Genomic DNA, 25,093 nt, shown 5'->3' with positions numbered 1-25,093 from the left:
TCATTCGCTCCCTTCTCTTTCCAGTGTCTCTTCTATTATATGAAATTTTCACCGTTTTGAACAACAAAAAAAGCCCTAGCGGGCTTTTCGATAAGGAATGCCTGTCAGCCATGTGCCGAATTTGAGTCGAGATAGACCATACGTCACCGCGACCGACAGTACTAGCGCTATAATCCATACTAGGATAGTACGCAGTGTACTATTCCAATCGCTGAATAACCAATCGTCCATCACATACGCATATTGCAGCATCAGAGCATGTGCCAAATATCCACCATACGAATACCGACTCAGCGTGATCCACATTTGTCGTTGACGTCCACTAGCGCTTTGGTTGATATTCAGGGCCAGCATGTACACCCCCAGCACCAGCGACACCAGAAATAGCGCCATCCACGGCTGCAACAGAATGAGTGCCATAAAGCGCGGGCCAAAGCCCGGTCCCGGCGGAAACGAACCGCCTAGCACAAGTCCTGCATAATACAGTGTGAAAATGACACATGAGATCACAATCGGCCATTTGAGCGTTTGCAATAGCTTCAGAAAAGCAGTGATATGTAACCCGGCGAGTGCTCCGAGAAGAAAGTAGTACAAATAATATACGATGTTGCGATCGGCATAGATCGTAAAATACGCCGATACCCCCGGAACCTGCCAGGCGTTGAACATATCCGTCAGCCAAGGACGCAGCAACAATAATGCTTCATATCCAACGGTTAATCCTACAACTGCTAGTAGCGCTCTACGCCCACTGTTACTGATCATGACGTCCAGACGTCGTACCAGTCTGCGCAGCCAAGGAAACAGCAGATACATCGGAATAATCATCACAATGTACCATAAATGGTAACTTGATTTGCCCGTGATCCAGAATCTGAGCATATCCGGCAACCACCATACTGGTGACTGATGCAGCAATATGCCATTCAGTACCATATAGAGCAATGACCAGAGTACATACGGAACGACAATATCCTTGAATCGCTTGCGGATAAAGGAACCATATGCCAATTGACCGTCATAGTTATAAAAAAGTACCAACCCTGTAATGAAAATAAAGGCCGGTACCGCAAATTTGGCCGCTATTAATAGTAACGTAAGTCTTACACCATCCGCCATCCCCAATTCGGGTGTAACGGAATAGTGAGCGATCGAATGCTGTAGCACAACGGCGGCAAAGGCCATGCCACGCAAAATCTCGATTTCGCCAAGTCTTGGTTTGGAGGTCATTCTGCTTGATCGTCATCCTTCCGAGTCCATTCATGCTGTGTTCCTGCATTATTTACAAATGAGTGCGTTATCCATGCTCCAATTCTTCTCATCCGATTCCGAGATTAACTGTGGTACCGGAATTTTTGGAGCCTGAGCGGGTTCCTGTGGTGCAGCACCCGGCATACGCAATTCATCACGAAGCTTGTTGATCCATTTGCGGCGCGATTTCTTTTTCTCTTTAACCGAGCCTGAGCCTGACGTCTGGTGATCGACCCATTTGTCTGTTGGCATTACAGCTTGCATCTGTATTACCTCCCCATTCATAGTTTGGAAGACATCACGCCTTCCACTGTCAGTATAACGTCAATCCACGAAAACGGATAGGGCATTTATGACCTAATCCTTGCTTACCAAGTAGAGATAATGACGTTTATTGGCGAAAAATGACGAAAGACCTATCTCCGGTAAGCATGTACCGAAGACAGGTCTTTGTATAGACAATTACAGTGAATAAACATTGATACACTGTACGTCCGAATTGGAATCTCTAGTGGAATTGCCGCAATATTCAGCCCATTTAGGCTGCCAGCGTCATCCAATATTGGCGGTGTCTTTAGACACCATAGCCGCCGTTGGAGTAGGACGTAATCTTGTTGTCCGAACCCTGGCTATCTTCATTTGTATCTTTGGGCTTCACTTTGCTGCTTGTTTCCGAATGCTTCGGATGATCTTCGGTGCGATGATTCTCCGGCGTAATCTCGTTATTTTCAACTTCTTTATTTTCATCATGTTCTTTATTAGTCATATCGATTGCCTCCTGTCATTGTGTTACCTGATTGTGTAGCGCTGCGGGTACGATACGTTTGTTGATTTAGAGAACGATTGTTACGGAAAATGCCATACGCATGATCATATCGCTCGTCTTCATCGACAAGTACCAGAATCCGCCCTTCTTCTACGTAGCCTTCATATTGCTGTGCTTCCTCTTCCGGGATTCCCATTCCAATGAGACCGCCAACAAGGCCGCCTGCGCCTGCACCGACCGCTGCACCTGCAATGGTAGCTGCGATTGGACCTGCCGCAAGGATAGGACCGATACCCGGTATTGCCAGTGCTCCCAGACCTGCCAGTAGGCCGGCCGTACCACCGAGCACACCACCAGTTGCTGCACCAGCAGCGACGCCTTCCGGCGCTTTGGTGTCGGTCTCATCGGTAATTCGACGAAGTTCTTCACGGTCTTTGGTAATAACGGAAATCTCATCCGCTTCAAATCCGTGATGTTTGAGATCGTCGATGGCACTTGATGCTTCGCGGTTCGTTTCGAACACGCCTACAATTTTTCTGTTCATTCCATTTACCTCCCTGGCAGAGCCTGTTGAAGTGTCTGTGCAATAGTAATAAGGCTGTCTCTTTATTTACCCGATCCAACGGGTTGTTAAACGATTACATGATGGTTATCGTATATTCAGTTGTTACGCGGCTTCGCCCGATTAGTCGGCTGCGCAGCCAATGGATCATCCGGCCAGTAATGCTTTGGATAACGTCCTTTTAGATCTTTTTTTATATCAAAATACGTATGCTGCCAGAAGCTCTCCAGATCGCTCGTTACCTGTACCGGGCGATTTGCAGGCGATAACAATTGAATCGTAACCGGAATCCGGTTGCCAATGAGCGGCGTTTGTGTACAGCCAAACATCTCTTGTAGACGCACAGCGATGTATGGACGTTCCGAGTCGCTGTAATCGACCGGAATGCGAGAACCGCTCGGCACTTGAATATGCGTAGGTGCTAGCGCATCCATCTCCTGACGCTGCTGCCAGCTGAGTCGATTCAGTAGTAGCTCGCCTGCCTGCAACCGTTTCAGATCGGATAAGCGTCGGATGGTATCCATATATGGCAGCAGCCACTCGTCTGCTTCAGCCAACAATGATGCATCATCCATCGCCGGATAATGCTCTGGCTGTACTTTATTCATCAATGCCAGCCGCTGACGTAGCTGAATCGCTGGACGCGTCCATTGTAGCAGATTTAGCCCACGACCATGACTGCGTAGTGCGTTGAGTAATGCTTGCTGTACCGCTTCGATCGATGGATGCGGATCATTGATTTCTTGAAAAACAATCGCACCAAGCCGTGTTATCCGCTGTGCTCGAATGCTCTCTCGTTCAGCATCATAATGTACTTGAGATACCTCTTCTATGTGCGGTTGATGCAAACGACGCAATTGCTCCTCTGTTACTACAGCAGCAAGCAAAATACGACTTTCACTGCCAGTATCGTCCAATTCAGCTGCGACTATATAAGGTGCTGTCTGCAAAGCGTGGACTGCTTGCTGACGCTGGTTGATATACGCTCCACGACCGATACGTAGGCGGAACCGTCCATCACCCCGATTTTGTCCGATTCGGTCAGGATAGGCGAGTGATAGTAGCGCACCAGTCCACTCTTCCATCTGATGCTGATTGTTTTTACTAGTATGTGAATCGGTATGGTTCATTGGATTGGAGATAGCTTTATCACTGCGCTTAATAATGGAAGAAGATGAATGTTTGGACTCAAGCTCTGCTCCCAATTGACGATATTGTCGTAAGAATCGCTGACTCCATTCGCGAATCCGTTCCAATACATACTGATTTACCGTATACATTCCACTGCCTTGCAAGACCTTCACACGATCCACCAGATCAATGCCAGCTGACGGCGGCAAAATATCCCGTTCCTGCAGCAAAGCTGCCAGCTGGCATGCCAGTTCCACCAGTTCTGGTTCCACCTCAGCTGTACGCAGTATCATATGTGATAGTCGCGGATGGCTCCCCATCATAATCATACGCCGACCATGATCTGTCATGCGTAACTGATTATCCAATGCTTCTAGCTGTTGCAGCAATTGCTGACCTTGATGGTACACATGAGCAGGCGGAGGTGTCAGCCAAGCAAGTTCATCTACATTTGCCCCCCATGCCGACACTTCCAATGCCAGTGGTGTGAGATCACTTTGTACAATCTCCGGCACTCGCTCCGTAGGCAGTAGCGGATGCTCCTCGGCACTCCATAGTCGATAGCAGACACCCGCTGCCTGTCTACCTGCACGACCGCGTCGCTGATCGGCAGCATCCACAGAAACACGGCGCGTTTCCATCTTTTCCATTCCTGTAGCTGGGGATAGGATACGCGTACGCATGAGTCCGCTATCCACGACGATCCTCACTCCATCCACCGTCACACTGGATTCCGCGAGCGAGGTCGAAAGAATCACCTTGCGTCGTCCCGCTTGTCGCTGACGCACCGCCTGATCCTGCTGTTCCGCTTGTAATCCTCCATGCAAAATCGCAATATCCGTTTGTGACAGTAGCGCATGATTGGAAGCAAGCAGTTCCTGCTGCACCCGCCGAATTTCACGAACACCCGGCAAAAAGACAAGCATATCTCCCTCATGCCGCGACAAAGCTTTCCAAATCACTGCCGCCACCTTCGGCTCCATAAGCGCGCCCGGACGATTGTACAAACCGAATGCCGATTCGCCAGCTTCATAGATCGTTTCTACCGAAAAATTGCGTCCAGCACTGGTCAATATCGGTGCATCTCCCAGCAATTGAGCCACCGGCTGCGGGTTCATCGTTGCCGACATCACAAGCACACGCAGATCATCACGCAAAAGAGACCTGCTCTCTATCGTAAGAGCAAGCCCCAGATCGGCATGCAGATTGCGCTCATGAAATTCATCAAAAATAATAATCCCTGCCTGCTCCAGCGAAGGATCATGCTGTAGCATCCGCGTCAATATCCCTTCGGTAACAACCTCGATTCGTGTCCTCTCGCTAACCCGCGTATCCAGCGCTACTCGATAGCCAACCGTCTGTCCAACCGACTCACCAAGCGCTGCTGCCATATAACGCGCCGCTGAGATTGCCGCCAGTCTGCGCGGCTCTAGCATGATGATGCGTCGCCCTTCCAGCCACGGCTCATGCAGCAGGGCTAGTGGAATCCGTGTCGTCTTCCCCGCTCCTGGCTCCGCAATCAGCACCGCCGTACCACATGTATTCAAATGATGCACCAGATCAGGGATCAGCCCATCTACTGGTAAAGAATGAATGTCAGTCAAAGCTATACTCCCTTCTTTCCTATATCCCTGTCAATTTACGGCGAATTTTACTCTCATATCTACCATAAGAGGGATTATTACTCCAATCCTGCTGAGCAGTCAGCATGTTCAGCCGCAGCGTCTTTTCATCCAGCCGTTTACGCAATTCACGACGCTCGCCGTCATGCTGACAAGCGGCAATCAGATCGGTCAACGTAATCATATCCTGTCGCAAGCTTAATTCTTCCGGTATAATATTGGCATTTTTCATTAGCTTATAAGCAGAACGCAATTCCTCTGGTACATGAGACAGATCCTCCAGCTCCAGCGGCTTGCCTTTGCCCGGCAAATCGTCGAACTCGCCTTTTCTCATCGCTTCTTCAATTTTCTGATCCGCCAGCCATGATAGCATAAGCGTCACCTTCCTTTGCGTCTGATTGTAGAATCATATGTTGCCTAACCATGTGCTACTTACGAACAATCGCTATTGTAAAAGAATCATGGTAAAAGGCAGCGAATGTACTGTTTACTATACCATATTGCATCACGTTGTTAAGGTGTAGATTCAGCAACTGATAGCCTATTCATTAGCTCAACGAACCGTTTATCCATATCCATGCTTAACAAGCTGCGAATGAACGTATCAACAATCGAAAAAGCCGCCCTTCTCTCTTGTCGAAACAAGAAGAAGGTGCGGCTTTATATACTGATTCCGTTCGACAATGCTTACATTATATCTTCACAGCATAAAAGATTCTTAGCAGAGATTCTTGCACCACGAAAGATTCTTTCAGCATGATATACCTTTGCAGCATAACGAAATCATTTGTTTCCTAATCATGTAACAAGCATAGTGCGCGTTCCAGTGTTCTCCCCAGTTCCAGTACATCTTATGTTTATGCAAGTCAGACAATGTCCATTTTAATCATTATGATATACATCCATTAACAGAGGAGAGATTCAGCTCCATCAATGACAACCTGTGCGCCTGTAATATGGGAAGCTTCCGATGAAGACAGGAAAGTGACGAGATCCACTACATTATCGACTGAACCGGATTGACCTGCCAACGGCTGACGCCCATTCGGGAATTCGATCGGGATTGCAATCTTCTCCACCAATTCATTACGCTCTGTGCTTTGATCGATATTGGTAGAGATTGCGCCGGGACAGATAACATTTACACGAATACGAAATTGCGCTAGCTCCAATGCCGCCATTTTGGCAAATGCAACTTGTGCTGCTTTGGATGAACTATACGCTGACATACCGAAGCTGGCAAATGTCGTGTTTCCATTAATCGAGCTGGTAATAACAATACTGCCGCCTTCCTTTTTCAAATATGGTAATGCGTATTTGACAGTAAGAAAGGTACCGCCTAGATTCGTATTAATCGTACGCTGCCAATCCTCATAGCCAATCTCATCAATCGGCGCGACTGTACCGTTAATACCCGCATTGGCAAATACAATATTCAACCCGCCAAACTGCTCTGCTCCTTGCTCAATCGCTGCTTGCACATGCTGCTCATTAGCAATATCCGCCACAAAGGCTTTGGCAGAGTCGGGATATGCCTGATTGATCTCAGCTTCCGTCTCGCGAATGCGCTCCTCGGATACGTCGCAAATAATTACTTTTGCACCATGAGCAGCAAATCGGAGTGCGCTCGCGCGACCGATCCCTGAGCCGGCACCGCTGATAAAAGCAACCTGTCCTGCAAAACGTTGCGGATGAATGGTTTGTTCCATATTGGTTTCACTCCTTCAGATGAGTTAATGGCAAAATGCTAATTATCTCGCTCCAACAATTACCCCAAAATCCTATCGTTATAATCACAATCCGTTATATTGAATTGTATTTACATGTATTTAACCGAAAACGGCGAATGAACCACAGCAAAAAGCCGGATTGTATGAACATTCCACTTTTAAAATCAGCAGCAATCTGCACGCTGATCTCGAAGCGGAATATACATCATCCGGCTTTTTATAATCTCTTTATTATTAAAGATAGTTTGTATAGCTTTATTACGACTGATTAGTTAACCGACTGCTCCATCCAATCCAGCAAAATCGTATGAAAATGCTCACGATCTAACGGCACCGCGATCACCCAATCACTCTCCTGCCGATTCAGCTGTCTCACAATCCAATTGGTATTATCATCTGCCAGCAGCACTGCATGTTGTCTGGACCATCCATGTTCAGTCCAGCAGGCAAACTGTAACTCAGCATATAGCCGATTGTCTGCAATCACACCTGCAAATAGCCCTGCCCCTTCTTCATCACCCGTCATAGCAAATAGTTCTGATGTTAGCTCTGGCAAGTAAAATAGATCGCGCAGATGTACGTGTTCATCAAACCATTGTCTAGAAAACGTTAACGCCGGCATCTCTGCCGCCGGATAATGATTGAGCTGTAATGGTTGCAATACCAATTCTTCCGTTTGCTCCAGCGCACCGGCGCGTTCCATTTCATACTGCCCGCTCATGCCTGTCGCTGGCTTAATCTCAAAAATCCCATCATGATTTAAATAATATTGCGTCTGCACGACTGGTCCCTGCTCACTGGCAGGAAAGCTGCATCGCAGACAACAGCCACGAGTATACGGTGCAATAGAAGGCTGCTGCGAAGGATCATTGGATGTTTGATTGAGCAGGTTTTCCAGCTCATGACCGCTAATATAGCCTTTTTGCAGCAACGATACGCCCACTTGTTTCAATCCATTCATCCAGTCTTCTCCCTGATCCAATGCAGACGACTGATGCAAACCAAGTACACGGGTAAAGCCCATTGTACCCGCGAGAAAGGATATTTCCTTTTCCGTCAGCATCAGCTTTTTGCCATTAAAAGCGTCCAAGGCAAACATATGGTGGATGTTCTCCCTTCGATAATGACATGTGAGCTTTTATATCTATATAAAAGGGCATTCACGTTCATCAAAAATAATTTTATGGTTCTTATTTCCCATTTAAATGTAGCACTATAGACTTATTTTTGTCAATTATTTTCAAATATTTCTTTATTGTTATACGGTGTTCGTATAAATAGCGACTGTCTGAATGAAATATAACGTTATGAATGCTATCGCCTGTATGATCATTTTGTGTCCCCTCGTGCGAAAAAGTGCAATGTTTTAGGTGAATATCAGGTTCTTTTAAGTTTTCTTTAAGGAAAGGTGATTACAATAAACTCAAGTTAGCGGACAGGTAGTACCCCAACCCCAAACAAACAGCGACATTAGCTATACCGTTAACTGTGAATTATTTATCATACAATGAGGTGATTAATAGTGAAAACGACAATTCTGTTAGAGGACAAAATGGTGCCCGTTTACTTTAACGCCGATAATACACAGCCAGTATCCAAATTATTGAGACTACTGCGCAGAACCCTTGAGAGCAAAATTACAAACGGCAAAAAAATGATTAAAAACTGTCTGAACACTGTCATCAGTATCGAGGTTATCGGCTCCGAAGCAATCCTGCATACTTACCGTGAAAGTGATACGCTTGCATTATCGCTTTACTGAGCCACCCCAGAGAAATAACATACGTATTACGTTGCATTGACGGGCCTGGAAACCGGAATGAATTTCCGCACGGCCCTTTCTGTTTTTGAGCAGCAATATTCCATCCTACATAATGTATACGCCGAATTTCTGCAGAATAAGTCATCTAGCAGGAATTCGGCATTTTTATGTCAAATGATCAAATACAGGTAAAATATATGTTAAGATGGAGTCATACCCAACATCGAACAAGTTAACTTTAAGTAATCGGATAGCTTTTCAAAAGAAATAATCGTAAAGTTACCTCGTAATCAAAAGGTTAGTCTGTATCAAATGTATATTATGTGCTATAATAAGTTTACAAAAGAGGTGATATAGATGGATACATCAATGCTTTGTCCCCGATTTGAAAAAGGGATGCAGATTTTAAGTAAACGCTGGAATGGTCTGATCATTTATCAGTTGTTGAATGGTCCCCAACGCTTTTGTTCGATCCAGTCGTCGCTTCCTGTTAGTGGTCGTCTGTTGTCAGAGCGTTTGAAGGATCTGGAGCATGAAGGAATGGTTGTTCGTCATGTCTATCCGGAAACGCCTGTACGCATTGAATACGAATTAACATCCAAAGGTCTGGCGCTGGAAACCGTTATTCGCGGCATTCAAGATTGGTCCCAAGATTGGGTTCAACCGGCCAGCCAATGCGCAGACGCCGAATATAGCGAAGTTGCCAAATAATAAAAACCGATACAACAAAACAACCGGCTCCCGTGAGGAAGTCGGTTGTTTTGTGCTGCATATAGAATGGATCTGCTATCAATGCAGATGAACAATTAACAACATCATAGTATAGCGATGCGGCAAGTAATAAGTAGTAGTGTGAATAAGCTGCTATGATTGTGGCAGGATGGGATCGCTAGCTGATCAATGTTTTGGATCGGCCGGCTTCGATTTTCTCCGCTCTGCGGATACGAATAATGAACAGCCGCAGCAGATTTGTACGAGTATGTTCGTCAGCTTCCCGACCCAGCTTTTGCAGTATAAAACGATCAATAGACATGCCTGCTCACCCCTTTATTCAGTCGCCAAAACGTTTCTTTCGGCATGTAGTTTGCCAAAATGTTTCGGTATCCATTAATAACCTTTTCCCCGCTATATTAAACGGTTTTAGAGGTTACAATAAGGTTAAAACAGTCCTATTTTTGCAGTCCTTTTGCCGTCTTGCTTGTGCGTAATGATGCAAGCTAAATGTTTACTTTTCTGGGGTAAAGCGATGTGCTTCGCTATCCTTCGGGTATTGTATGCCGCTTGGATACGAGATCAATTCAATGACCATCCCCCACGGCGTACGCCCATAAACAAAGCTGTTGTTTTCCCCACTCTCAATCGAGCCAGACAATAGCGAAGGATCGCTCAACAGCTCACCCCCCGCCTCTTGAAAACGCGCTGCCGCTGCATGAATATCATCTACATAAAATCCGGCATGCTGTAATCCATAGTCACTTGCTAATGCTGGGCGCTGCTGATCGACGTGGGCAAACTGGAACAGCTCAATCCCTGCGCTGTTTCCGATACGTAGCATGCGAATACGCACCACTTTGCTGCCTGCTGGTAAGCCTAGCTTATGCTCAATACCGCTGCCTTCCTGTGGTGAATCGCCAGTACCGATATTGTCATATACAAACCTCGCTTCGAAAGCCTGCTCAAAAAATAAGGTTGCCTGCTCAATATCCGGTACGGTAATACCAATATGGTCCAATCCTCTAGTCATTGCTTCTTCATCCTTTCCTTGGTTGCTCCTATCATCTAGTTGGCAATAAAAATACCGGCAGCACGTCATCCTTTACAAATGACAGCACTGCCGGTTGAGTCTGGAATTTATCTATTAAAAGAAGTCACGATATTGATGTTGCAGACTGATCCAGCGAGTGCGAGTAAATTTGTCAATTGCCCAGTCGCCGCCGAAACGACCGACACCGGACGCTTTTTCCCCACCGAACATGACATGTGCTTCGTCATTGACGGATTGGTCGTTGATGTGGATCATACCAGTTTCCATCTGTTGTGCCACTTGATACCCACGTTCCAGATTGGTGGTGAAGACCGATCCGCTCAAGCCATATTCACTACTGTTCATAATGTTGAGGGCATCCTGCTCGTCTTTGGCACGAATAAGCAAAGCAACGGGACCAAACAGCTCTTTTTGTGCTGCTGGATTGTCTTGTTTTACTTCACTCAGTACAGTCGGCTCTAATACGCTGCCGTCTGCCTTGCCGCCATAGAGCAGCTTAGCACCATTTTGCTGTGCCTTCTCGATGACTTCAAGCAGACGCTCGGCTTCTTTTTCATGAATAAGCGGACCGACAACGGTTTTAGCATCCGATGGATCGCCATATGGCAATGTTTTGACTTTGGCAACGAATTTGTCGGTAAATGTATCATAAATGGAATCGTCGATAATAATGCGGTTCAGCGCCATACAAATTTGTCCTTGATGGAAAAACTTACCGAATACGGCTGCTTCTACTGCGCGGTCAATATCGGCATCATCCAGTACGATCATTGCATTGTCGCCGCCTAGTTCTAGCGCTACGTCCTTCAGATTCTCGCCCGCCAGTTTACCGATGCCACGACCAACTTCGGTTGAACCAGTGAAGGAGATTAGTTTGGGAATCGGGTGCTTCACAAAGGCATCGCCAATTTCGCTGCCACTACCGCTTACGACGCTTAATACGCCTTTAGGTAGACCCGCTTTTTCAAAAATATCGGCAATCAGCAATCCAGCTGTAATCGGTGTATCAGAAGCTGGTTTGATCACCACACCGTTACCAACAGCCAGCGCTGGAGCAACGGAGCGCATACATAGATGCAGCGGGAAATTCCAAGGTCCGATCATGCCGATAACACCTTTGGCTTCGCGTACGACACGGTTTTCCTTGCCCGGTGTATCGGAGCCGATAATTTCACCTTTCATCCGGTATGGGAAGGATGCGGATTCTTCTACAACTCTACGCGCTGCCATCCATTCGCGCTCTGCTTTGATGCGTGTGCTACCCGATTCGGTAATCAACAGCTCTATGATTTCATCCTTACGCTCATCTATTTGTTGCACGGCTTTGTACATCACTTGCGCGCGTACGCCTAGCGGTGTCTTCGCCCATTGCTTACCTGCTGTATAGGCGGTCTTGTAGGCTTTGTCCAGATCTTCTTGGCTGGATGCTTTCATCTCCACCAGCAATTCTCCATTGAACGGATTGATATTTTTGACGGTTTTGTCGGATGTGCCTTCCACCCATTCGCCTGCGATAAACTGCTTATTCCATTTTGCAAATTTCGATTGTACTAGTGTCATGATGTATTCCTCCTTTGAAGTAAGTCCACAAGATGCCTTGAATTTGAAATCATTCATTGTATAACAATTCGTTCTATAACAATAAGTTAGTACATTACCATTTTAAAAGCATCTGGGTATCCTTTACCCGTATATTGCGGAAGGCAAACAACGTATAGATGATATAAGCTCATGATGCTGTGGCTGTGGAGTATGCTATTGACGTTAGAATAAGCAATGGCTGTCGCATGGTGGTAGATGATTCAGTAAGCAGTATTTGGTTCCGGTTTGGGAGCATATTTCGTTGGGATTATGAGAGATTTTGACCGTTTGTATAGCGGATGTCTGTGGTACAATGAGAGCTTGTACGTACACATGAATTTGATACGTATGGATACACATGAGTTGGATACAGGATTGCTGAACGATCCTATGGATACCATCTAATACATGACATCAAAATATACAATAATGGAGCGGATTGATTTTGAATGTTCTGCATCTCCGTACCTTGCGCACGCTTCATCCGCTCGCTTGGACGATTATCATGTTATTTGCGCGGATGTCCACATCGATGAGTTTACCGTTTCTGGCGATTTATTTAACGACTACGCTCGGGGCAACGCCGACCGCTACTGGTGTGACTGTGGCGGTGAGTTCGCTGGTCGGGGTATTTGCCAGCTTTTACGGTGGGTATGTATCAGATAAAATAGGCAGACAGCGGGTGATGCTGATTGCGATTGGCTGTTGGACGCTTGTGTTTATCGCTTTTGCTGGGGCAACGGCGGTATGGATGTTTTTTGTATTAAATATGCTTAATGGCATTTGCCGCTCGTTGTTTGAGCCAGCTTCGCGGGCGCTATTGTCGGAAGTGACACCGCCAGATCAGAAGGTGCTCGTATTCAATCTGCGATATACGGCGGTGAATCTGGGCATTGTCGTGGGACCATTAATCGGCGTATGGATGGGTTCCAGTTCTTCGGGTTTGGCTTTTCTGGTGGCGGGTGGGGTGTATCTGGTCTATTCGCTAATCCTGATGCTACAATTTCGCCGCTATCGACACCTTGCGATCCACTCCTCCTCACAGACGGCTGCAACTATGACGATGCGGAAAGCTGTACAGGCGGTATATCAGGATTCGGTATTCCGGTATGTATTGCTCGGAATGATCTTTGCAGTGCTTGGTTATGGGCATCTCAACTCTACGCTGCCACAGTATATGGCGTTGCTACCGAATCTATCGACAGGCGAAGGTAGCCGCTGGTTCGCGTATATGCTCACGCTAAATGCCATAACAGTGCTGGTTATTCAGTATCCGCTGATTGGTTATGTATCGCGCTTCTCACCTGCTGTATCTTTGATTACAGGTAATGTGCTGGTGTGTATGGGATTGGTGCTATATGGTATGTGCGAATCGTTGGTTGCTTTTCTGGTCGTAACCGTATTGTTTACCATTGGGGAAGTGTTATTGTTTACGATGATTGATGTGTTTATTGATGCGATTGCGCGACCGGAATGGAAAGGCACGTATTTTGGTACGATGGGATTTAACAATCTAGGCAATGTGTTGGCGCCGATTATGGGTGGCATGCTGCTGGATCACTGGGGAGCAGCGCAAGGCATGTCGATATTCTTATGGCTAGCATTGGGTTGTGCACCCGGCATTCCGCTTCTAATGGCTGCTTACCGTCATCTTATGATACAAAAACAAAAAGAAAGCAGCTGAAGTTCAGCTGCTTATTGTCATTTCTGCGGCAACGATTTCCAGAATCGGCTCCTCGCTCCAGCTATTGATAAACGAATATACAGACGCATCATCCAATGTCTGCTGCTCCAATTCGCCCGCATTCACATCATTTAACAATCGTTCGCGCAGAAGTAAACCGCAATATGCAACGGGCAATGTGCCCATGCCGCCAATCTCCTGCCCTACTGACCGACGATCCCAGACCGATAGTGTTTGATGAAACGTAAATACCGCTTTACTGCCGCTATCGGTCGTAAAATATACTTTCGCCTCATCTCTCAACAATACCACCTGCTCGATGATTCCATCTACTAATGGCACATCGCCAGCGAACAGGTCATTGCTGATTCTATTTTTCTTCATGTTCAAACTCCTCTTTTCCGTGACTCACTCTGTCTCTAATGTTGTAAAAAGGGCTTTTATGATAATATCCTTCTTCTCATACATGACACCACTACAGCATATTGTAAGTGAATGATTGGATTGCAGATGACATTATACGGCCATTTCCCAATGTGTAGTGCACTTGTTTCCAGTTTATAACGCGCCCTTTTCCTCACCAGCGATATGGCTGACGAGTAACGGGAACCATTCAGACAATTGGTAAAAGCGGAAGCCTGCATTGTAGGCTTTGGACGTGTCCATCACCCATGAATCCGGTGCAGCAAATGGCGATTGCTCTGATTGCTCGCCCTTGCTCGAAACCACCGCTTTGCAGCCCGTCTCCTGCTCAATCAGATTGATCGTTTCCAGCAGACTTAGCTCGCCCTCCGAGCGCGCATTGACAGGTCCAGTCAGATCAGAATCCAGTCCGAGCCAGTACAGGAATGCCGCTGCTTCCTCTTCATGGATATAGTTCATGATCGTATTGGGATTGGAAATGACGATCTTCTCACCGCGCAGAATACGTCCCACATGGAAATGCAGTCTTTTCGTATAATCATTCGGTCCGAGTACAATCGGAAAACGAACAGCTGCCACTGGGAAATCCGCTTGCTGGAAAAAGACCGCTTCCACCTGACGTTTACCTTCAGCATAATCAAGCTTGGCATGTGGATCGGGATGAATCTCATAATGCTGCGTATCTACCTGATCCTCAGTTAGTGAAGTGCTGCCATAGTCGTACACGGATAAGGAAGACGTGACAACATAACGCCCTACTTTCCCATTAAATACTTGAACCGCCTCGCGTGCTTCCTGCGCGTTATAGCAAATATTATCGTATACGACATCGTAAGTGTGGTTGCCAATCGCTTCGCGCAATGCTGCTGCATCGGTACGATCCGCGACCAATCGGCGCACTCGGTCACCAAAGCTATCCTCGGTTTGACCGCGTGTTAACAGTGTGACCTGAACTCCTTTTTCCAACAGCAACTCCACCAGATCCTTACCAAAAAAGCGTGTTCCACCAAGTACGAGTACATTTGTCATTGCATTGCATCCTCCCTGTGATTATGAGCTTATGATAGGAATATGTTTTTCTTCTACAAGGTAAACGAATACGAGTTGTCCAAAGATACGCATGCAGCAAAAACGTGTTATTTTGATTGCAATTCCAGTTGCTTATGTGCTTTCCAAACGAGGGTTACCATCAGAATATATACGATCAAATTCAGCACTACATACATCAGACTGAGCACTCCAGTAACGACCGTCCAAGCATTCGGCTGTGTCACATCGGCAAACAATCCAGTCAGCAGTGCCAATACAATCGTAACCTGACAGTAGATAAACAGACGCCAGCGCTTTTGCGCGGTATCACGCAAATCAGGCTGTAATTGATCATCTGCCATCTTCGCGATACCTGTGCAGAGATGATAGATCATATACATTTCTGGCAAAATAATAACAATCGTCAGAACGGTTCCTAACAGTGACGGATTCGCCGCGCCAGTATTGGCAGGGATCAGCATCTGAATGATAGATAGCAGAATAAGGATCAATGCTCCCCATTTTCCTTTACCCAGTATAGGAGACAATGGCTGCATTCTGGTAAATCCGACAAAAAAGATTACATAGCCAATGAGTAGCGGCAGACGGTCAATCCAGTGCCCTGTCAGCCCCGACACACTAAAGATCGAAGTCACCAATCCCAAACCCCATTGGCACAAAAACCCCCAGAAAAAATACAAAAAGCTCATCCCTACTCCCCTTTCTTCTCTGTTCTTCTATGCCTTTGTCACTCTGTTACATGCTCTGAACGTCTCTCAACCTGCCCTTGTACACCTAGAATGAACCTTAAATCTGTACAATTGCAATGCAGTTATAGCAAGAGTATATAACAGAGGAGCATAAGCCCGAACTTTCTTAGTGTACCACCGCTTGAGCGGTTTTCCAAAAGCAAAACATAACCGCTCGGTTTGCACGGTTTTCGCTTTGTTATCGTTCTATACCAGGAAATGGTATAGCCAAAACGTATAACCACATTGCGACAGGATCATGTAATATCATAAGCAACCACAGCGATCACATGCTGAATCGCTATCACATTCATATTTCAGGAGGAATTGATTATGCCAAGAGTACTTAGCAGCAACCTCGGTTATCCACGTCTCGGTGAGCATCGCGAATGGAAGAAAACACTGGAGAGCTATTGGAGTGGCAAAAGCGATAAGGACACGTTCCTGTCGACAATGAAGGAATTGCGTCTGAATCATCTGCGCAAGCAACAGCAAGCTGGCATCGACCTGATTCCGGTTGGCGACTTCTCATATTATGATCATGTGCTGGACACGGCAGTGACATTCGGTCTAGTTCCTTCCCGCTTTGGTTATACTGGTGGCGAAGTGACATTGGAGCAATACTTCGGCATTGCTCGCGGTACAAAAGACGCCGCTGCTGGTGAGATGACCAAATGGTTCAATACCAACTATCACTATATCGTCCCAGAGCTAGGCGGTCTAACTCCACAGCTAACGGAAAATCGTCCGCTGAAGCTGTATCTGGAAGCGAAGCAAGAGCTGGGCATCGAAGCCAAGCCAGTTATTCTTGGTCCTTACACCTTCCTGAAATTATCCAAGGGTTACGAAGCGGATGAGTTTGCTGGTTGGCTGAACAAGCTGGTTCCTCTATATGCGCAAGTATTGAGCGAGCTGAATCAAGCGGGCGCAAATTGGGTGCAAATCGACGAGCCATCGCTCGCACTGGATGTATCCGCTGACGAATGGACATTGGTGCAGGAAGCATACAATCAGCTCAATGAAGCGTCCAAACAAACGAATCTGCTGCTGCAAACCTATTTTGAAGGTGTCGATGGATTCGGCAAGCTGATCGATCTGCCAGTACAAGGTATTGGTCTGGATTTTGTATACGGTCTGGAACAGAATCTGAATGCCTTGGACGATTGGGGCTTTCCTGAAGATAAAGTGATTGGTGTCGGTCTGATCGACGGTCGCAATATCTGGCGTTCCAATCTGGAGGAAAAGCTTGGTCTGATTAATGTGATCGCTCAAACGGTATCTCGTGATCGCATTTTGCTACAACCATCTGCCAGTCTGCAATTTGTTCCGGTAACAACGATTCACGAAACTTCATTGGAGCCTGTATTGCGCGATGCACTTGCTTTTGCCGATCAGAAGCTAGAAGAACTGGCGCTGCTGACGTGTGCTGCTAATATTGGCGGAGCTGCTGTACAATCGGAATTGGAGCAAAGCCGTCAGGCGGTATCGCGTCTTGCTTCCTCCGAATGGCGTACTGCATTGGAGCCAGATTCCCAGCAAAGCGCGGATCGTAATGTGCCGTTCGACGAGCGTCGCAGCATCCATGACGAGAAGTGGAAATTACCAGTGTTGCCAACGACAACAATCGGAAGCTTCCCGCAAACGGTAGAAGTACGTCGTGCTCGTCGTCTGTGGAGAACAGGCGAATGGACACCAGAGCAATACGAGCAATTTGTACAAAATGAAATCCGCGAATGGATTGATATTCAAGAAGAACTCGGTCTGGATGTACTCGTTCACGGTGAATTTGAACGTACAGATATGGTTGAATTTTTCGGTGAGCAACTGGGCGGATTTGCTTTTACCAAAAACGGTTGGGTGCAGTCGTATGGCTCCCGTTGCGTAAAACCGCCAGTCATTTATGGCAATGTTCATTTTATCGAACCAATGACGGTCAAAGAAACCAAGTATGCGCAATCGCTGACCGCTAAACCAGTCAAAGGCATGCTGACCGGTCCGGTGACGATCCTCAATTGGTCGTTCGTTCGTGATGATATTGCCCGCAGTCAAGTATCGTACCAGATTGCTCGTGCCATTTCCGAAGAAATTCTGGCACTGGAAGCTGCTGGTATCGAGATGATTCAAGTCGATGAGCCAGCTCTGCGTGAAGGTCTACCACTCAAGCGCTCCAAATGGCAGGAATATCTGGATTGGGCAGTTGGCTCCTTCCGTCTCTCCACAGCTGCGGTGAAAGAAACGACCCAGATTCACACGCATATGTGCTATTCCGAATTCCATGATATTATCGACGCGATCAAAGCAATGGACGCGGATGTTATCTCTATCGAAACGTCGCGTAGTCATGGCGAGCTGATCTCCTCATTTGAAGTACATGGATATGACAAAGGAATTGGTTTGGGCGTATACGATATTCACAGCCCGCGTGTACCTGCCAAAGAAGAAATCGTCCAACTGATCGAGCGAGCGCTGCGTGTTCTCGATCCGAAGCTGTTCTGGATCAATCCAGACTGCGGGCTGAAAACACGGCAACATCCTGAAACGGTTGCTGCGCTGAAGCTCATGGTAGAAGCAGCTCACGATATTCGTCGTCAACTGGCGCAAGAGCAAGAAGTGAATGTGTAAGTTGTAGTATCGGTAGACAAACAGACCAGCAGTGACTCTATTCGTCACTGCTGGTCTGTTTTCGTTTCTTTTCCATACGACTGTAGGCTTCTTTTCTATTTTGGCTATACAGGATGCTATGATTTCTAGCGGGCTAATTGCGTATAATAACCTTTTGCCCATTCATCTTGCAGCGAAGGTTGCTCCGGTCGCCAATTCAAGCTTTGCATCGTTGCATGGGCAGATACCGGATTGTCGGTCGCTGCAAAAGAAGACAACCAGCTAAAATGAGCATTTGCCTGCTCGGTATTCAGACTTTGGGTAGGCAGTTTCAGTGATTCGCCGATATATCCTGCAATCTCACGAAAAGCCAATCCTTCGTCAGATACCGCATGAAATCGTGATGCTCCTGTACCCGTTTCCAGTGCGAGACGGAATACACGGGCAGCGTCCAAACGATGAACAGATGCCCATCGATTGCTGCCATCATGAATATAGGCAGACTGTCCTGCCTTGCGTGCTTGTTGGATTAAGGATGGCAATAATCCGCCGCGATCTCCTTCCCCATATACAATTGGTGGGAGACGTACAACCGAAGTATGGACGCCGCGTTTTGCCATTGCTAGTGCTGTATGCTCTGAGGCAGCGCGCAATCCACCAACCGAATGAAGATCTGCTGGCTGATCCTCCAAAGCAAGCTGTTGAGCAGTCATGGTCATCGTAGGCATCGCAATGACCAGAGAGCCACCAGAAGCTGATAATAGATTCCCCATCGTCTCAATCACATGTTGGTCCGTTTGCACGGCAGCCTTCATGAATCGAGCAGGCGCCTGCTTCAAGCTCCCACCAAGCATAATACGCAGCTTCGTACGCAAGCCTGCATGCCCAAAGGAATGAAAAAAAGCAGTATGCACGACGCCATCCATATGCTGACCAGCCTCTCGCAAAACGGCTGTATTTTCAATCGAGCCTTGTACGGCTTCGACGCCCTGGCGTCGCAGAGCAGCCGCAGCTTCTGGTGAGCGCACTAGACCTTTGACCTCATGACCATTCGCTAACAATTCCTTCACAATGGCTGAACCGATAAATCCGCTTGCTCCTGTAACAAGTACGCGCATCCTATGCTCCTCCTCAGATATCTCTTCTATTAACGCAATTAATCTGACAAGTGCCACTGCCGCATCGAGATAAGGTGAAGCAGTTGGCTGTCTTTTTTTACATTATAGGAGAAGAGAAAGGAGCATATTTACCTGTTCTGACGACAAGTTTGCCTAATTCAACGGAAAACTTTGCGATCGTTTATTTTCATGCGTGCAACATCGCGACTCGGCGCATCGCCAAATAGACGACTATAATCACGGCTAAATTGAGAATCGCTGACATAGCCAACTAGGCGACATGCACGCGTTGCATCCATGCCTTCTGACAGCATCAAGCGCCGTGATTCCTGCAAGCGCAGCATTTTCTGATATTGCAGTGGGCTGAATCCTGTCACTGCCTTAAATTGTTCCCGAAACGATGACTCGCTCAAATGAACCCGACTCGCCAGCTCCGGTACTTTAAAGGGTTGATCATAGTTCTCACGAAGCCACGAAATAGCCTGTACCATTCGCTGAACGACCGAATCGGCGAATACTGTTTCTGCTATATACACACCTACCGGACTACGCAGCAATCGGATATAGATCTCATCCCGAATTAACGGTGCCAGTAATTGTACATCGCCCGGATCTCGCAAACATTCTAGTAATCGTCCCACTGCATTCAAAAGCGCAGCATCCGCATCCATCACATAGCCAGCTTCGCGCTTGTGCATAGGTGGTAAGCCTTGCGGATACACATTCGGAACCAGCTCAGCAATACGTTGCGGGTCCAGATAGATTCCAATACCTAGAAATGGTTCCTTTATACTCGCCTGCATTGTCTGAAAGGTAATCGGCAGCGACACTGGGGCCACGAACAGACGCGCTCCACCATATGTAAATGTCTGTTCACCAACACGCATACGCTTGCCTCCCTGCACGGCAATCCCCACAATCGGCCAATTCATCGCATATAATTGTTCAGTTGCCTGTGCTTGCGAATACCGATTAAAATACAACCATTCCAGCGCAGACGGATAACTTCCTTCACGAAAGGCAAGCTGGTCCAAACGACGTATAATCGCTTCTGTTTCGGCAAGTACCAACGGTGGTGCAATAGACTGCGAATTAACACTGTTCATGATACAGCCTCCTCACTTCTTCTACGACCATCTTCATTCTTCATTTCATTATACAGATCATACGCCGACATTCAGGTAATATTGCCGAATGACTTCATCATGAGTCATACGCTGAATGACTTCTCTATTCATCATATAATATATATGCCAAATTCGGCTGCATGATCGTGAAGCCTGCCATTTGTCGCAATTGGTAGCGGATCGGATCGTTGCCTGCCATCATAATAATATTGCGCACATCACTATTCTGTTCTACTGGCAACTGAAAGCATTGCACCTGTTCAAATACTTCGCATAATGTCGTATAGATCGCATGAATACGCATATCGTTAGGTCCTCGGCCAATCAGATTCATCACAATATAACCATGCTCATGCAGCTTGCTTCGCATCAGATACAAACACTCTAGCGAAACGAGATGCAGCGGTGTTCCCTCTTCGCTGAACGCGTCCAGTACAATGACATCGTAATGCTGCTCCGGTTGTGTAGACAGAATACTACGCCCATCACCGATCAGAATAGGTTCGGCATCGCAGCCAAAATATGTCACACTAAGACGCGCTACTGCCACATCCAGCTCCGCAATCTGTACTTCACGGTCAGCAAAATAATTACCCAGCGTCCCAATCCCCTGACCAATAATAAACAATCGCTGTAGCTCCTGCACATTATGCTCCAGCAGATGAATAATAGCACGTGGATACTCAAACACAATCCGCTGTGGATCATTCAGATCAAGTGCTCCCTGCACATCCGCATTGGCAAATTGAAGCACGCGAAAATGACCCTTTTCTCCATACAATCGGTCCGTTTCGTAAACGATAATCTGCTCATATGCACTGGATTGACGATGTAGAATATTCACTGCGGCTATCTCCTTCAAATCATGGGTAAGATACATGCTTCCCTCATTATAATTCAACCTTCTATCTTAGTATAAAGGATAACAAATACAAAAGGTGCATCACTGAGCATATCAGTTATTGCACCTTCGTTTCTCTTGTCCGCCATACATACAGCAATAGTCCAATAACTGGTATCAATCCGATCCATGCCAATCCCGCGGGCTGATGCTGCCTACGTTCATCCACATAAATCGCATAAACCGACAGCAGAGTCAAAATCACAAAATCAATCGTCATCGTATGCACAAAAGCTGATGTATCAAACGCCTGATGATACGCCGCTCCATCTCCACTCAGCAAGCCGTATCCCATCACAAATATAGTCACAATGAGCAAAATCCAATGAGTGGCAGCACCCTCTGTACTGCGACGTATGGAGTCTGCGGTGCGAATAGTGTGCGTACGAGCTGCCCATGTTCCAGAAGCAGTCAATATAAAATACGGTAATAAAGCAAAAGCACCCAGCGCAAATGATCCGATAACAAATGGCCATGCTGGAATAGCCCGATTATCCGTACGCAGCAGCAGACACGCATACGATAATGGAAACAGACCAAGCAGCGTGAACATCGCTAGCAACGACGGTTCATCCGATTGTAGAGTCAACAATGAGCGCAAATACGGATCAGGGCCGACAGAATCCGGTGCGAATCCAAACGCATATCCAATAAAACCAAGCCAGACAATCAGCAGCACATAGCGCATGTACGTTCCTCCAATATATTGTGATGAGTGATCAATCTAATTATGACCTTTTCTGATAAAGCCTAAATAACAGCGTATAGGCTTTATCACATACAGTTACTACTTCTCATACATCTACTGCTTCTATTACCCGACAAGCATTCATTTCCAATCACCAGCCGGTTTTGCTATGTTAGGTATTTTTTTGGATCTAGAAAAGTAAAAATTTTAAATATATTAGGTTTGTGCTTTTCTAATCGTATGAATCGGGTATGTAAAGAGCAACAGAATCTAACTGTTACAGACCGCCCTATATTAGGATGGATATTTTCTACTCTGTACATGTCGCATACACGCTTTCTCTTCTACACGTGGCATTTGCAATGATGCTTCTCGTATATCCACGATAGCTGGGACAAGATTCCGTCTCCTGTCATCTATAGACCGGTCTGCGGAGAGGAGATAATGATGCGCGTATTCAGATCCAGTGTGAGTATCATGATATTGATGGCAATGGTGATGAACGGCTGTTCCTCAGCCGAATCGGCAGATCGTACCGCAATAGGCAATGCCACCGCGAGCGCCAAGCAACCAAATCAATCTTTGGGTCCAGATGAAACCCAGATTCAAGGCGCGATGCAAGCAGCCGCCAAATATTTAAAAAGTCAATACAGCGTAGATGGTGTATATACGCAAAAGGATCTAAAGCAACAGGTTGCATCCATGAAACAAAAGCTGAAGCCTCTTTTAAACAGCGAATATTACACATGGGCGGACAAAAACAAGACCCTTACCCTTCCTCTACAAATTGCCATTCATGAGCATAGCTCTGCCACTCCCAAGGATATTACCATTCGTTCTCGTACCGTATCCAATACCGAGCAATTGATTCGCTTGTCGTATCGACTGAATTTCCATCTGAACGAGCGCAACGAATCCGCTCCGCTCGGTGGCAAGCTCATTATGGAACATGAAAACGGCGTCTGGCGTGTAGCCAGTGATCAGAACAATGCTGATAGTCTGTTAGAATGGCACGGAATCTCGACCGACTTACAATAGGAAATGATAAAATACTTCTTCGATGGAAAACAAATAGCAATATAGCGAATACAGCAAAGCCCGGTGAGAGGATTCCACCGGGCTTTTTGAACTTCTTTTGTGTATCATAGCACTTATTTCAAATGTACCTTATATTGTATTACGCGTGGTACCCCGATTAACGAAACGGCACGGTAATCAAATAACCGGTATAAAAGAACGTTTCTCGCAGTAAAAATGGAATTTTACTACTCATACTTACATATGCGGATGTAGGCGTGGGTGAGGAGTACGCCTTTAGTCCGTCAACCTCTGCCATCAGCATCGCCCGCTTCATATGCAGCGGATCACTAACGATGGTCAGCTTTTGCAGCTGGTGTGCCTTGGCGATGGCAGCAGCATTGCGGATATTTTCCGAAGTATAGCGAGACGTCGTATCCGTGTAAATATCGGTGGCTTTCACGCCTTGACTGAGTGCATACGTACGCGCCACTTCCGCTTCGGATGGTTGTCCAGCTTCATCTGAACCACCAGTAAAGATCAGCTTGGACGCCAACCCTTGCTGATATAGCCAAATCCCATGATGGATACGTTCGCGGAATACGGGCGAGGGCTGACTATCAGTTACAGCTGCACCGAGTACAACCGCAGCATCGGTCGTCGCCACCTGATTTTTATCCGCAAAGGTCCAGATGGAATACGCAGAAAAGGCAAATAGTGCAATGTAAGCGATCAAGATAGCTATTCCAATGCGCATTGCCAGTCGAGTGTAAATCTGTCGTTTGTGTTGCGTCGATTGAGGCATTATCCATTCTCCATACATCATATAGTCACTTGCTTGAAACGAAAATGTGAGCATCTGCTCAAAACCAACCATTTGCTTAAAACGCAATAAAAGCTTCGGATTACTCTTGAATTTTATCAGAGCGCTCCAAAGCTTTCAAATGGATAATATATTGAAGGATGGTTTGTCATTTGGAAATATCGCTTATTCTTTCGTAGTACGCTCTGTTATAACGTATAAATCTCCTGATTCCGCGCCATAAATTCCTGACGGCGGCGGTTCTGGTCGATCTGAGTACGCAGATAACGTTCGTTCATGCCATTGCGTGCAAAGTCAAAATCTACTCCACTCGCCGCTTTGGCTCGATCAATCACTTGACCTAGATGATAGCTGGCATGCTCCACCAGATGGTAAATGTCGTGTACATGATCTGGTTGCAGACGCTGTGGCTGTTCCAGCAGTCGATGAATCGATTCGCGCCATGCAGCCAGTTCAGCATCCAGACGCTCCATCACTTCATGCGGCTGTTCATACGTATCAGGAAAGTAATGGGAAAAGCCCGATGGCAGTAAGCTTTCCCGTTCATTCAGACAGAGTACACTGCGATGAATATGCTCGGCAACGTGCAACACAATCCCGCCAGTTGTATTGGCATCTGGATACGGCTGCGTCCATAACTGTTCGTGTGTCATGCTCTCTAACGCGGTTTTGCATTTATTACGGTACAGATCACACAGCCGATGAACGGAAATCTCCAAAAACAAATGACCAAACGCGGCATTTTCCATATTCTTTCCTCCTT

At 46.6% G+C, this 25,093-nt stretch carries 25 protein-coding genes; 5 read left to right on the top strand and 20 right to left on the bottom strand.

Annotated features, from left to right (window positions below; translation table 11 throughout):
- Positions 1–75: 75 nt before the first annotated feature.
- From ABXR35_RS06340 to ABXR35_RS06305, 8 genes are all read right to left on the bottom strand, one after another.
- A complete protein-coding gene (locus tag ABXR35_RS06340; RefSeq protein WP_367057012.1) occupies positions 76–1,230 on the bottom strand; it encodes an acyltransferase in 1,155 nt (384 codons plus the stop codon).
- A 48-nt stretch (positions 1,231–1,278) separates the two neighbouring features.
- The gene (locus ABXR35_RS06335) at positions 1,279–1,515 is read right to left on the bottom strand and encodes a hypothetical protein (RefSeq protein ID WP_367057009.1); all 237 of its coding nucleotides are present in this window, start codon (positions 1,513–1,515) and stop codon (positions 1,279–1,281) included.
- A gap of 310 nt (positions 1,516–1,825) precedes the next feature.
- Positions 1,826–2,017 carry a hypothetical protein gene (locus tag ABXR35_RS06330; protein ID WP_367057006.1) on the bottom strand — a complete coding sequence of 64 codons (192 nt, stop codon included), beginning with the start codon at positions 2,015–2,017 and terminating at the stop codon, positions 1,826–1,828.
- Complete coding sequence (locus tag ABXR35_RS06325) at positions 2,010–2,561, bottom strand: general stress protein (RefSeq protein ID WP_367057003.1); 552 nt, start codon at positions 2,559–2,561, stop codon at positions 2,010–2,012. The genes ABXR35_RS06330 and ABXR35_RS06325 overlap by 8 nt, the downstream gene beginning before the upstream one ends.
- Before the next feature lie 116 nt (positions 2,562–2,677).
- Entirely contained in the window at positions 2,678–5,314 is a 2,637-nt protein-coding gene (gene hrpB / locus ABXR35_RS06320; protein WP_367057000.1) for an ATP-dependent helicase HrpB, read from the bottom strand.
- Between the two features lie 19 nt (positions 5,315–5,333).
- Positions 5,334–5,705, bottom strand: a complete 372-nt coding sequence (locus ABXR35_RS06315; protein WP_367056997.1) for a DnaJ family domain-containing protein — start codon at positions 5,703–5,705, stop codon at positions 5,334–5,336.
- A gap of 532 nt (positions 5,706–6,237) precedes the next feature.
- Positions 6,238–7,041 carry an SDR family oxidoreductase gene (locus tag ABXR35_RS06310; protein ID WP_367056994.1) on the bottom strand — a complete coding sequence of 268 codons (804 nt, stop codon included), beginning with the start codon at positions 7,039–7,041 and terminating at the stop codon, positions 6,238–6,240.
- 289 nt (positions 7,042–7,330) lie between these two features.
- Positions 7,331–8,161, bottom strand: coding sequence for a hypothetical protein (locus tag ABXR35_RS06305; protein ID WP_367056991.1), 831 nt, complete (start codon positions 8,159–8,161; stop codon positions 7,331–7,333).
- 423 nt (positions 8,162–8,584) lie between these two features.
- On the opposite strand from ABXR35_RS06305, the gene ABXR35_RS06300 reads away from it, so the two are divergent.
- Together ABXR35_RS06300 and ABXR35_RS06295 are read left to right on the top strand one after the other, a co-directional pair.
- Positions 8,585–8,824, top strand: a complete 240-nt coding sequence (locus ABXR35_RS06300; RefSeq protein WP_367056988.1) for a hypothetical protein — start codon at positions 8,585–8,587, stop codon at positions 8,822–8,824.
- A 357-nt stretch (positions 8,825–9,181) separates the two neighbouring features.
- On the top strand, positions 9,182–9,535 hold the full coding sequence (locus ABXR35_RS06295; RefSeq protein ID WP_367056985.1) for a winged helix-turn-helix transcriptional regulator: 354 nt from the start codon (positions 9,182–9,184) through the stop codon (positions 9,533–9,535).
- A 178-nt stretch (positions 9,536–9,713) separates the two neighbouring features.
- On the opposite strand, the gene ABXR35_RS06290 is transcribed toward ABXR35_RS06295, so the two are convergent.
- The 3 genes from ABXR35_RS06290 to ABXR35_RS06280 all read right to left on the bottom strand — a co-directional run bounded on the left by ABXR35_RS06290 (position 9,714) and on the right by ABXR35_RS06280 (position 12,149).
- Entirely contained in the window at positions 9,714–9,857 is a 144-nt protein-coding gene (locus ABXR35_RS06290; RefSeq protein ID WP_367056982.1) for a hypothetical protein, read from the bottom strand.
- Positions 9,858–10,049: 192 nt separating this feature from the next.
- Complete coding sequence (locus ABXR35_RS06285; RefSeq protein ID WP_367056979.1) at positions 10,050–10,568, bottom strand: VOC family protein; 519 nt, start codon at positions 10,566–10,568, stop codon at positions 10,050–10,052.
- Positions 10,569–10,682: 114 nt separating this feature from the next.
- Positions 10,683–12,149 carry an aldehyde dehydrogenase family protein gene (locus ABXR35_RS06280; RefSeq protein ID WP_367056976.1) on the bottom strand — a complete coding sequence of 489 codons (1,467 nt, stop codon included), beginning with the start codon at positions 12,147–12,149 and terminating at the stop codon, positions 10,683–10,685.
- A 466-nt stretch (positions 12,150–12,615) separates the two neighbouring features.
- Here ABXR35_RS06280 and ABXR35_RS06275 point away from each other — a divergent pair, with 466 nt between their 5' ends.
- Positions 12,616–13,854, top strand: coding sequence for an MDR family MFS transporter (locus tag ABXR35_RS06275; protein ID WP_367056973.1), 1,239 nt, complete (start codon positions 12,616–12,618; stop codon positions 13,852–13,854).
- 3 nt (positions 13,855–13,857) lie between these two features.
- Here ABXR35_RS06275 and ABXR35_RS06270 read toward each other — a convergent pair whose 3' ends face one another.
- The 3 genes from ABXR35_RS06270 to ABXR35_RS06260 form a co-directional block, all read right to left on the bottom strand.
- The gene (locus tag ABXR35_RS06270; protein WP_367056970.1) at positions 13,858–14,238 is read right to left on the bottom strand and encodes a hypothetical protein; all 381 of its coding nucleotides are present in this window, start codon (positions 14,236–14,238) and stop codon (positions 13,858–13,860) included.
- Positions 14,239–14,412: 174 nt separating this feature from the next.
- On the bottom strand, positions 14,413–15,306 hold the full coding sequence (locus ABXR35_RS06265) for an NAD-dependent epimerase/dehydratase family protein (protein WP_367056968.1): 894 nt from the start codon (positions 15,304–15,306) through the stop codon (positions 14,413–14,415).
- Positions 15,307–15,413: 107 nt separating this feature from the next.
- Complete coding sequence (locus tag ABXR35_RS06260; protein WP_367056965.1) at positions 15,414–16,016, bottom strand: hypothetical protein; 603 nt, start codon at positions 16,014–16,016, stop codon at positions 15,414–15,416.
- 372 nt (positions 16,017–16,388) lie between these two features.
- On the opposite strand from ABXR35_RS06260, the gene metE reads away from it, so the two are divergent.
- Positions 16,389–18,677 (top strand): 5-methyltetrahydropteroyltriglutamate--homocysteine S-methyltransferase, encoded by a 2,289-nt coding sequence (metE, locus tag ABXR35_RS06255; protein WP_367056963.1) that lies wholly within the window; start codon positions 16,389–16,391, stop codon positions 18,675–18,677.
- 125 nt (positions 18,678–18,802) lie between these two features.
- Here the strand turns inward: metE and ABXR35_RS06250 are convergent, their stop codons facing one another.
- The 4 genes from ABXR35_RS06250 to ABXR35_RS06235 form a co-directional block, all read right to left on the bottom strand.
- Positions 18,803–19,774 carry an SDR family oxidoreductase gene (locus ABXR35_RS06250; RefSeq protein ID WP_367056960.1) on the bottom strand — a complete coding sequence of 324 codons (972 nt, stop codon included), beginning with the start codon at positions 19,772–19,774 and terminating at the stop codon, positions 18,803–18,805.
- Between the two features lie 158 nt (positions 19,775–19,932).
- Entirely contained in the window at positions 19,933–20,880 is a 948-nt protein-coding gene (locus ABXR35_RS06245) for an AraC family transcriptional regulator (RefSeq protein ID WP_367056957.1), read from the bottom strand.
- A gap of 124 nt (positions 20,881–21,004) precedes the next feature.
- Complete coding sequence (locus tag ABXR35_RS06240) at positions 21,005–21,745, bottom strand: spermidine synthase (protein WP_367056955.1); 741 nt, start codon at positions 21,743–21,745, stop codon at positions 21,005–21,007.
- 115 nt (positions 21,746–21,860) lie between these two features.
- The gene (locus tag ABXR35_RS06235) at positions 21,861–22,490 is read right to left on the bottom strand and encodes a hypothetical protein (protein ID WP_367056952.1); all 630 of its coding nucleotides are present in this window, start codon (positions 22,488–22,490) and stop codon (positions 21,861–21,863) included.
- A 447-nt stretch (positions 22,491–22,937) separates the two neighbouring features.
- Here ABXR35_RS06235 and ABXR35_RS06230 point away from each other — a divergent pair, with 447 nt between their 5' ends.
- Positions 22,938–23,528 carry a hypothetical protein gene (locus tag ABXR35_RS06230; RefSeq protein ID WP_367056950.1) on the top strand — a complete coding sequence of 197 codons (591 nt, stop codon included), beginning with the start codon at positions 22,938–22,940 and terminating at the stop codon, positions 23,526–23,528.
- 157 nt (positions 23,529–23,685) lie between these two features.
- On the opposite strand, the gene ABXR35_RS06225 is transcribed toward ABXR35_RS06230, so the two are convergent.
- Together ABXR35_RS06225 and ABXR35_RS06220 are read right to left on the bottom strand one after the other, a co-directional pair.
- Entirely contained in the window at positions 23,686–24,312 is a 627-nt protein-coding gene (locus tag ABXR35_RS06225) for a YdcF family protein (RefSeq protein WP_367056947.1), read from the bottom strand.
- 206 nt (positions 24,313–24,518) lie between these two features.
- Positions 24,519–25,079, bottom strand: a complete 561-nt coding sequence (locus tag ABXR35_RS06220; protein ID WP_367056945.1) for a DinB family protein — start codon at positions 25,077–25,079, stop codon at positions 24,519–24,521.
- Between the last annotated feature and the right edge of the window lie 14 nt (positions 25,080–25,093).

This window comes from Paenibacillus sp. JQZ6Y-1 (genome assembly GCF_040719145.1).
Classification (GTDB): domain Bacteria; phylum Bacillota; class Bacilli; order Paenibacillales; family Paenibacillaceae; genus Saccharibacillus; species Saccharibacillus kandeliae.
This window is presented reverse-complemented; position numbering and strand designations above follow the sequence as displayed.

Coding starts and splice junctions, on each gene's coding strand:
- ABXR35_RS06340 (WP_367057012.1), bottom strand. CDS start 1,230: ATGACCTCCAAACCAAGACTTGGCGAAATCGAGATTTTGCGTGGCATG.
- ABXR35_RS06335 (WP_367057009.1), bottom strand. CDS start 1,515: ATGCAAGCTGTAATGCCAACAGACAAATGGGTCGATCACCAGACGTCA.
- ABXR35_RS06330 (WP_367057006.1), bottom strand. CDS start 2,017: ATGACTAATAAAGAACATGATGAAAATAAAGAAGTTGAAAATAACGAG.
- ABXR35_RS06325 (WP_367057003.1), bottom strand. CDS start 2,561: ATGAACAGAAAAATTGTAGGCGTGTTCGAAACGAACCGCGAAGCATCA.
- ABXR35_RS06315 (WP_367056997.1), bottom strand. CDS start 5,705: ATGCTATCATGGCTGGCGGATCAGAAAATTGAAGAAGCGATGAGAAAA.
- ABXR35_RS06310 (WP_367056994.1), bottom strand. CDS start 7,041: ATGGAACAAACCATTCATCCGCAACGTTTTGCAGGACAGGTTGCTTTT.
- ABXR35_RS06305 (WP_367056991.1), bottom strand. CDS start 8,161: ATGTTTGCCTTGGACGCTTTTAATGGCAAAAAGCTGATGCTGACGGAA.
- ABXR35_RS06295 (WP_367056985.1), top strand. CDS start 9,182: ATGGATACATCAATGCTTTGTCCCCGATTTGAAAAAGGGATGCAGATT.
- ABXR35_RS06290 (WP_367056982.1), bottom strand. CDS start 9,857: ATGTCTATTGATCGTTTTATACTGCAAAAGCTGGGTCGGGAAGCTGAC.
- ABXR35_RS06285 (WP_367056979.1), bottom strand. CDS start 10,568: ATGACTAGAGGATTGGACCATATTGGTATTACCGTACCGGATATTGAG.
- ABXR35_RS06280 (WP_367056976.1), bottom strand. CDS start 12,149: ATGACACTAGTACAATCGAAATTTGCAAAATGGAATAAGCAGTTTATC.
- ABXR35_RS06270 (WP_367056970.1), bottom strand. CDS start 14,238: ATGAAGAAAAATAGAATCAGCAATGACCTGTTCGCTGGCGATGTGCCA.
- ABXR35_RS06265 (WP_367056968.1), bottom strand. CDS start 15,306: ATGACAAATGTACTCGTACTTGGTGGAACACGCTTTTTTGGTAAGGAT.
- ABXR35_RS06260 (WP_367056965.1), bottom strand. CDS start 16,016: ATGAGCTTTTTGTATTTTTTCTGGGGGTTTTTGTGCCAATGGGGTTTG.
- metE (WP_367056963.1), top strand. CDS start 16,389: ATGCCAAGAGTACTTAGCAGCAACCTCGGTTATCCACGTCTCGGTGAG.
- ABXR35_RS06250 (WP_367056960.1), bottom strand. CDS start 19,774: ATGCGCGTACTTGTTACAGGAGCAAGCGGATTTATCGGTTCAGCCATT.
- ABXR35_RS06245 (WP_367056957.1), bottom strand. CDS start 20,880: ATGAACAGTGTTAATTCGCAGTCTATTGCACCACCGTTGGTACTTGCC.
- ABXR35_RS06235 (WP_367056952.1), bottom strand. CDS start 22,490: ATGCGCTATGTGCTGCTGATTGTCTGGCTTGGTTTTATTGGATATGCG.
- ABXR35_RS06230 (WP_367056950.1), top strand. CDS start 22,938: ATGCGCGTATTCAGATCCAGTGTGAGTATCATGATATTGATGGCAATG.
- ABXR35_RS06225 (WP_367056947.1), bottom strand. CDS start 24,312: ATGCCTCAATCGACGCAACACAAACGACAGATTTACACTCGACTGGCA.
- ABXR35_RS06220 (WP_367056945.1), bottom strand. CDS start 25,079: ATGGAAAATGCCGCGTTTGGTCATTTGTTTTTGGAGATTTCCGTTCAT.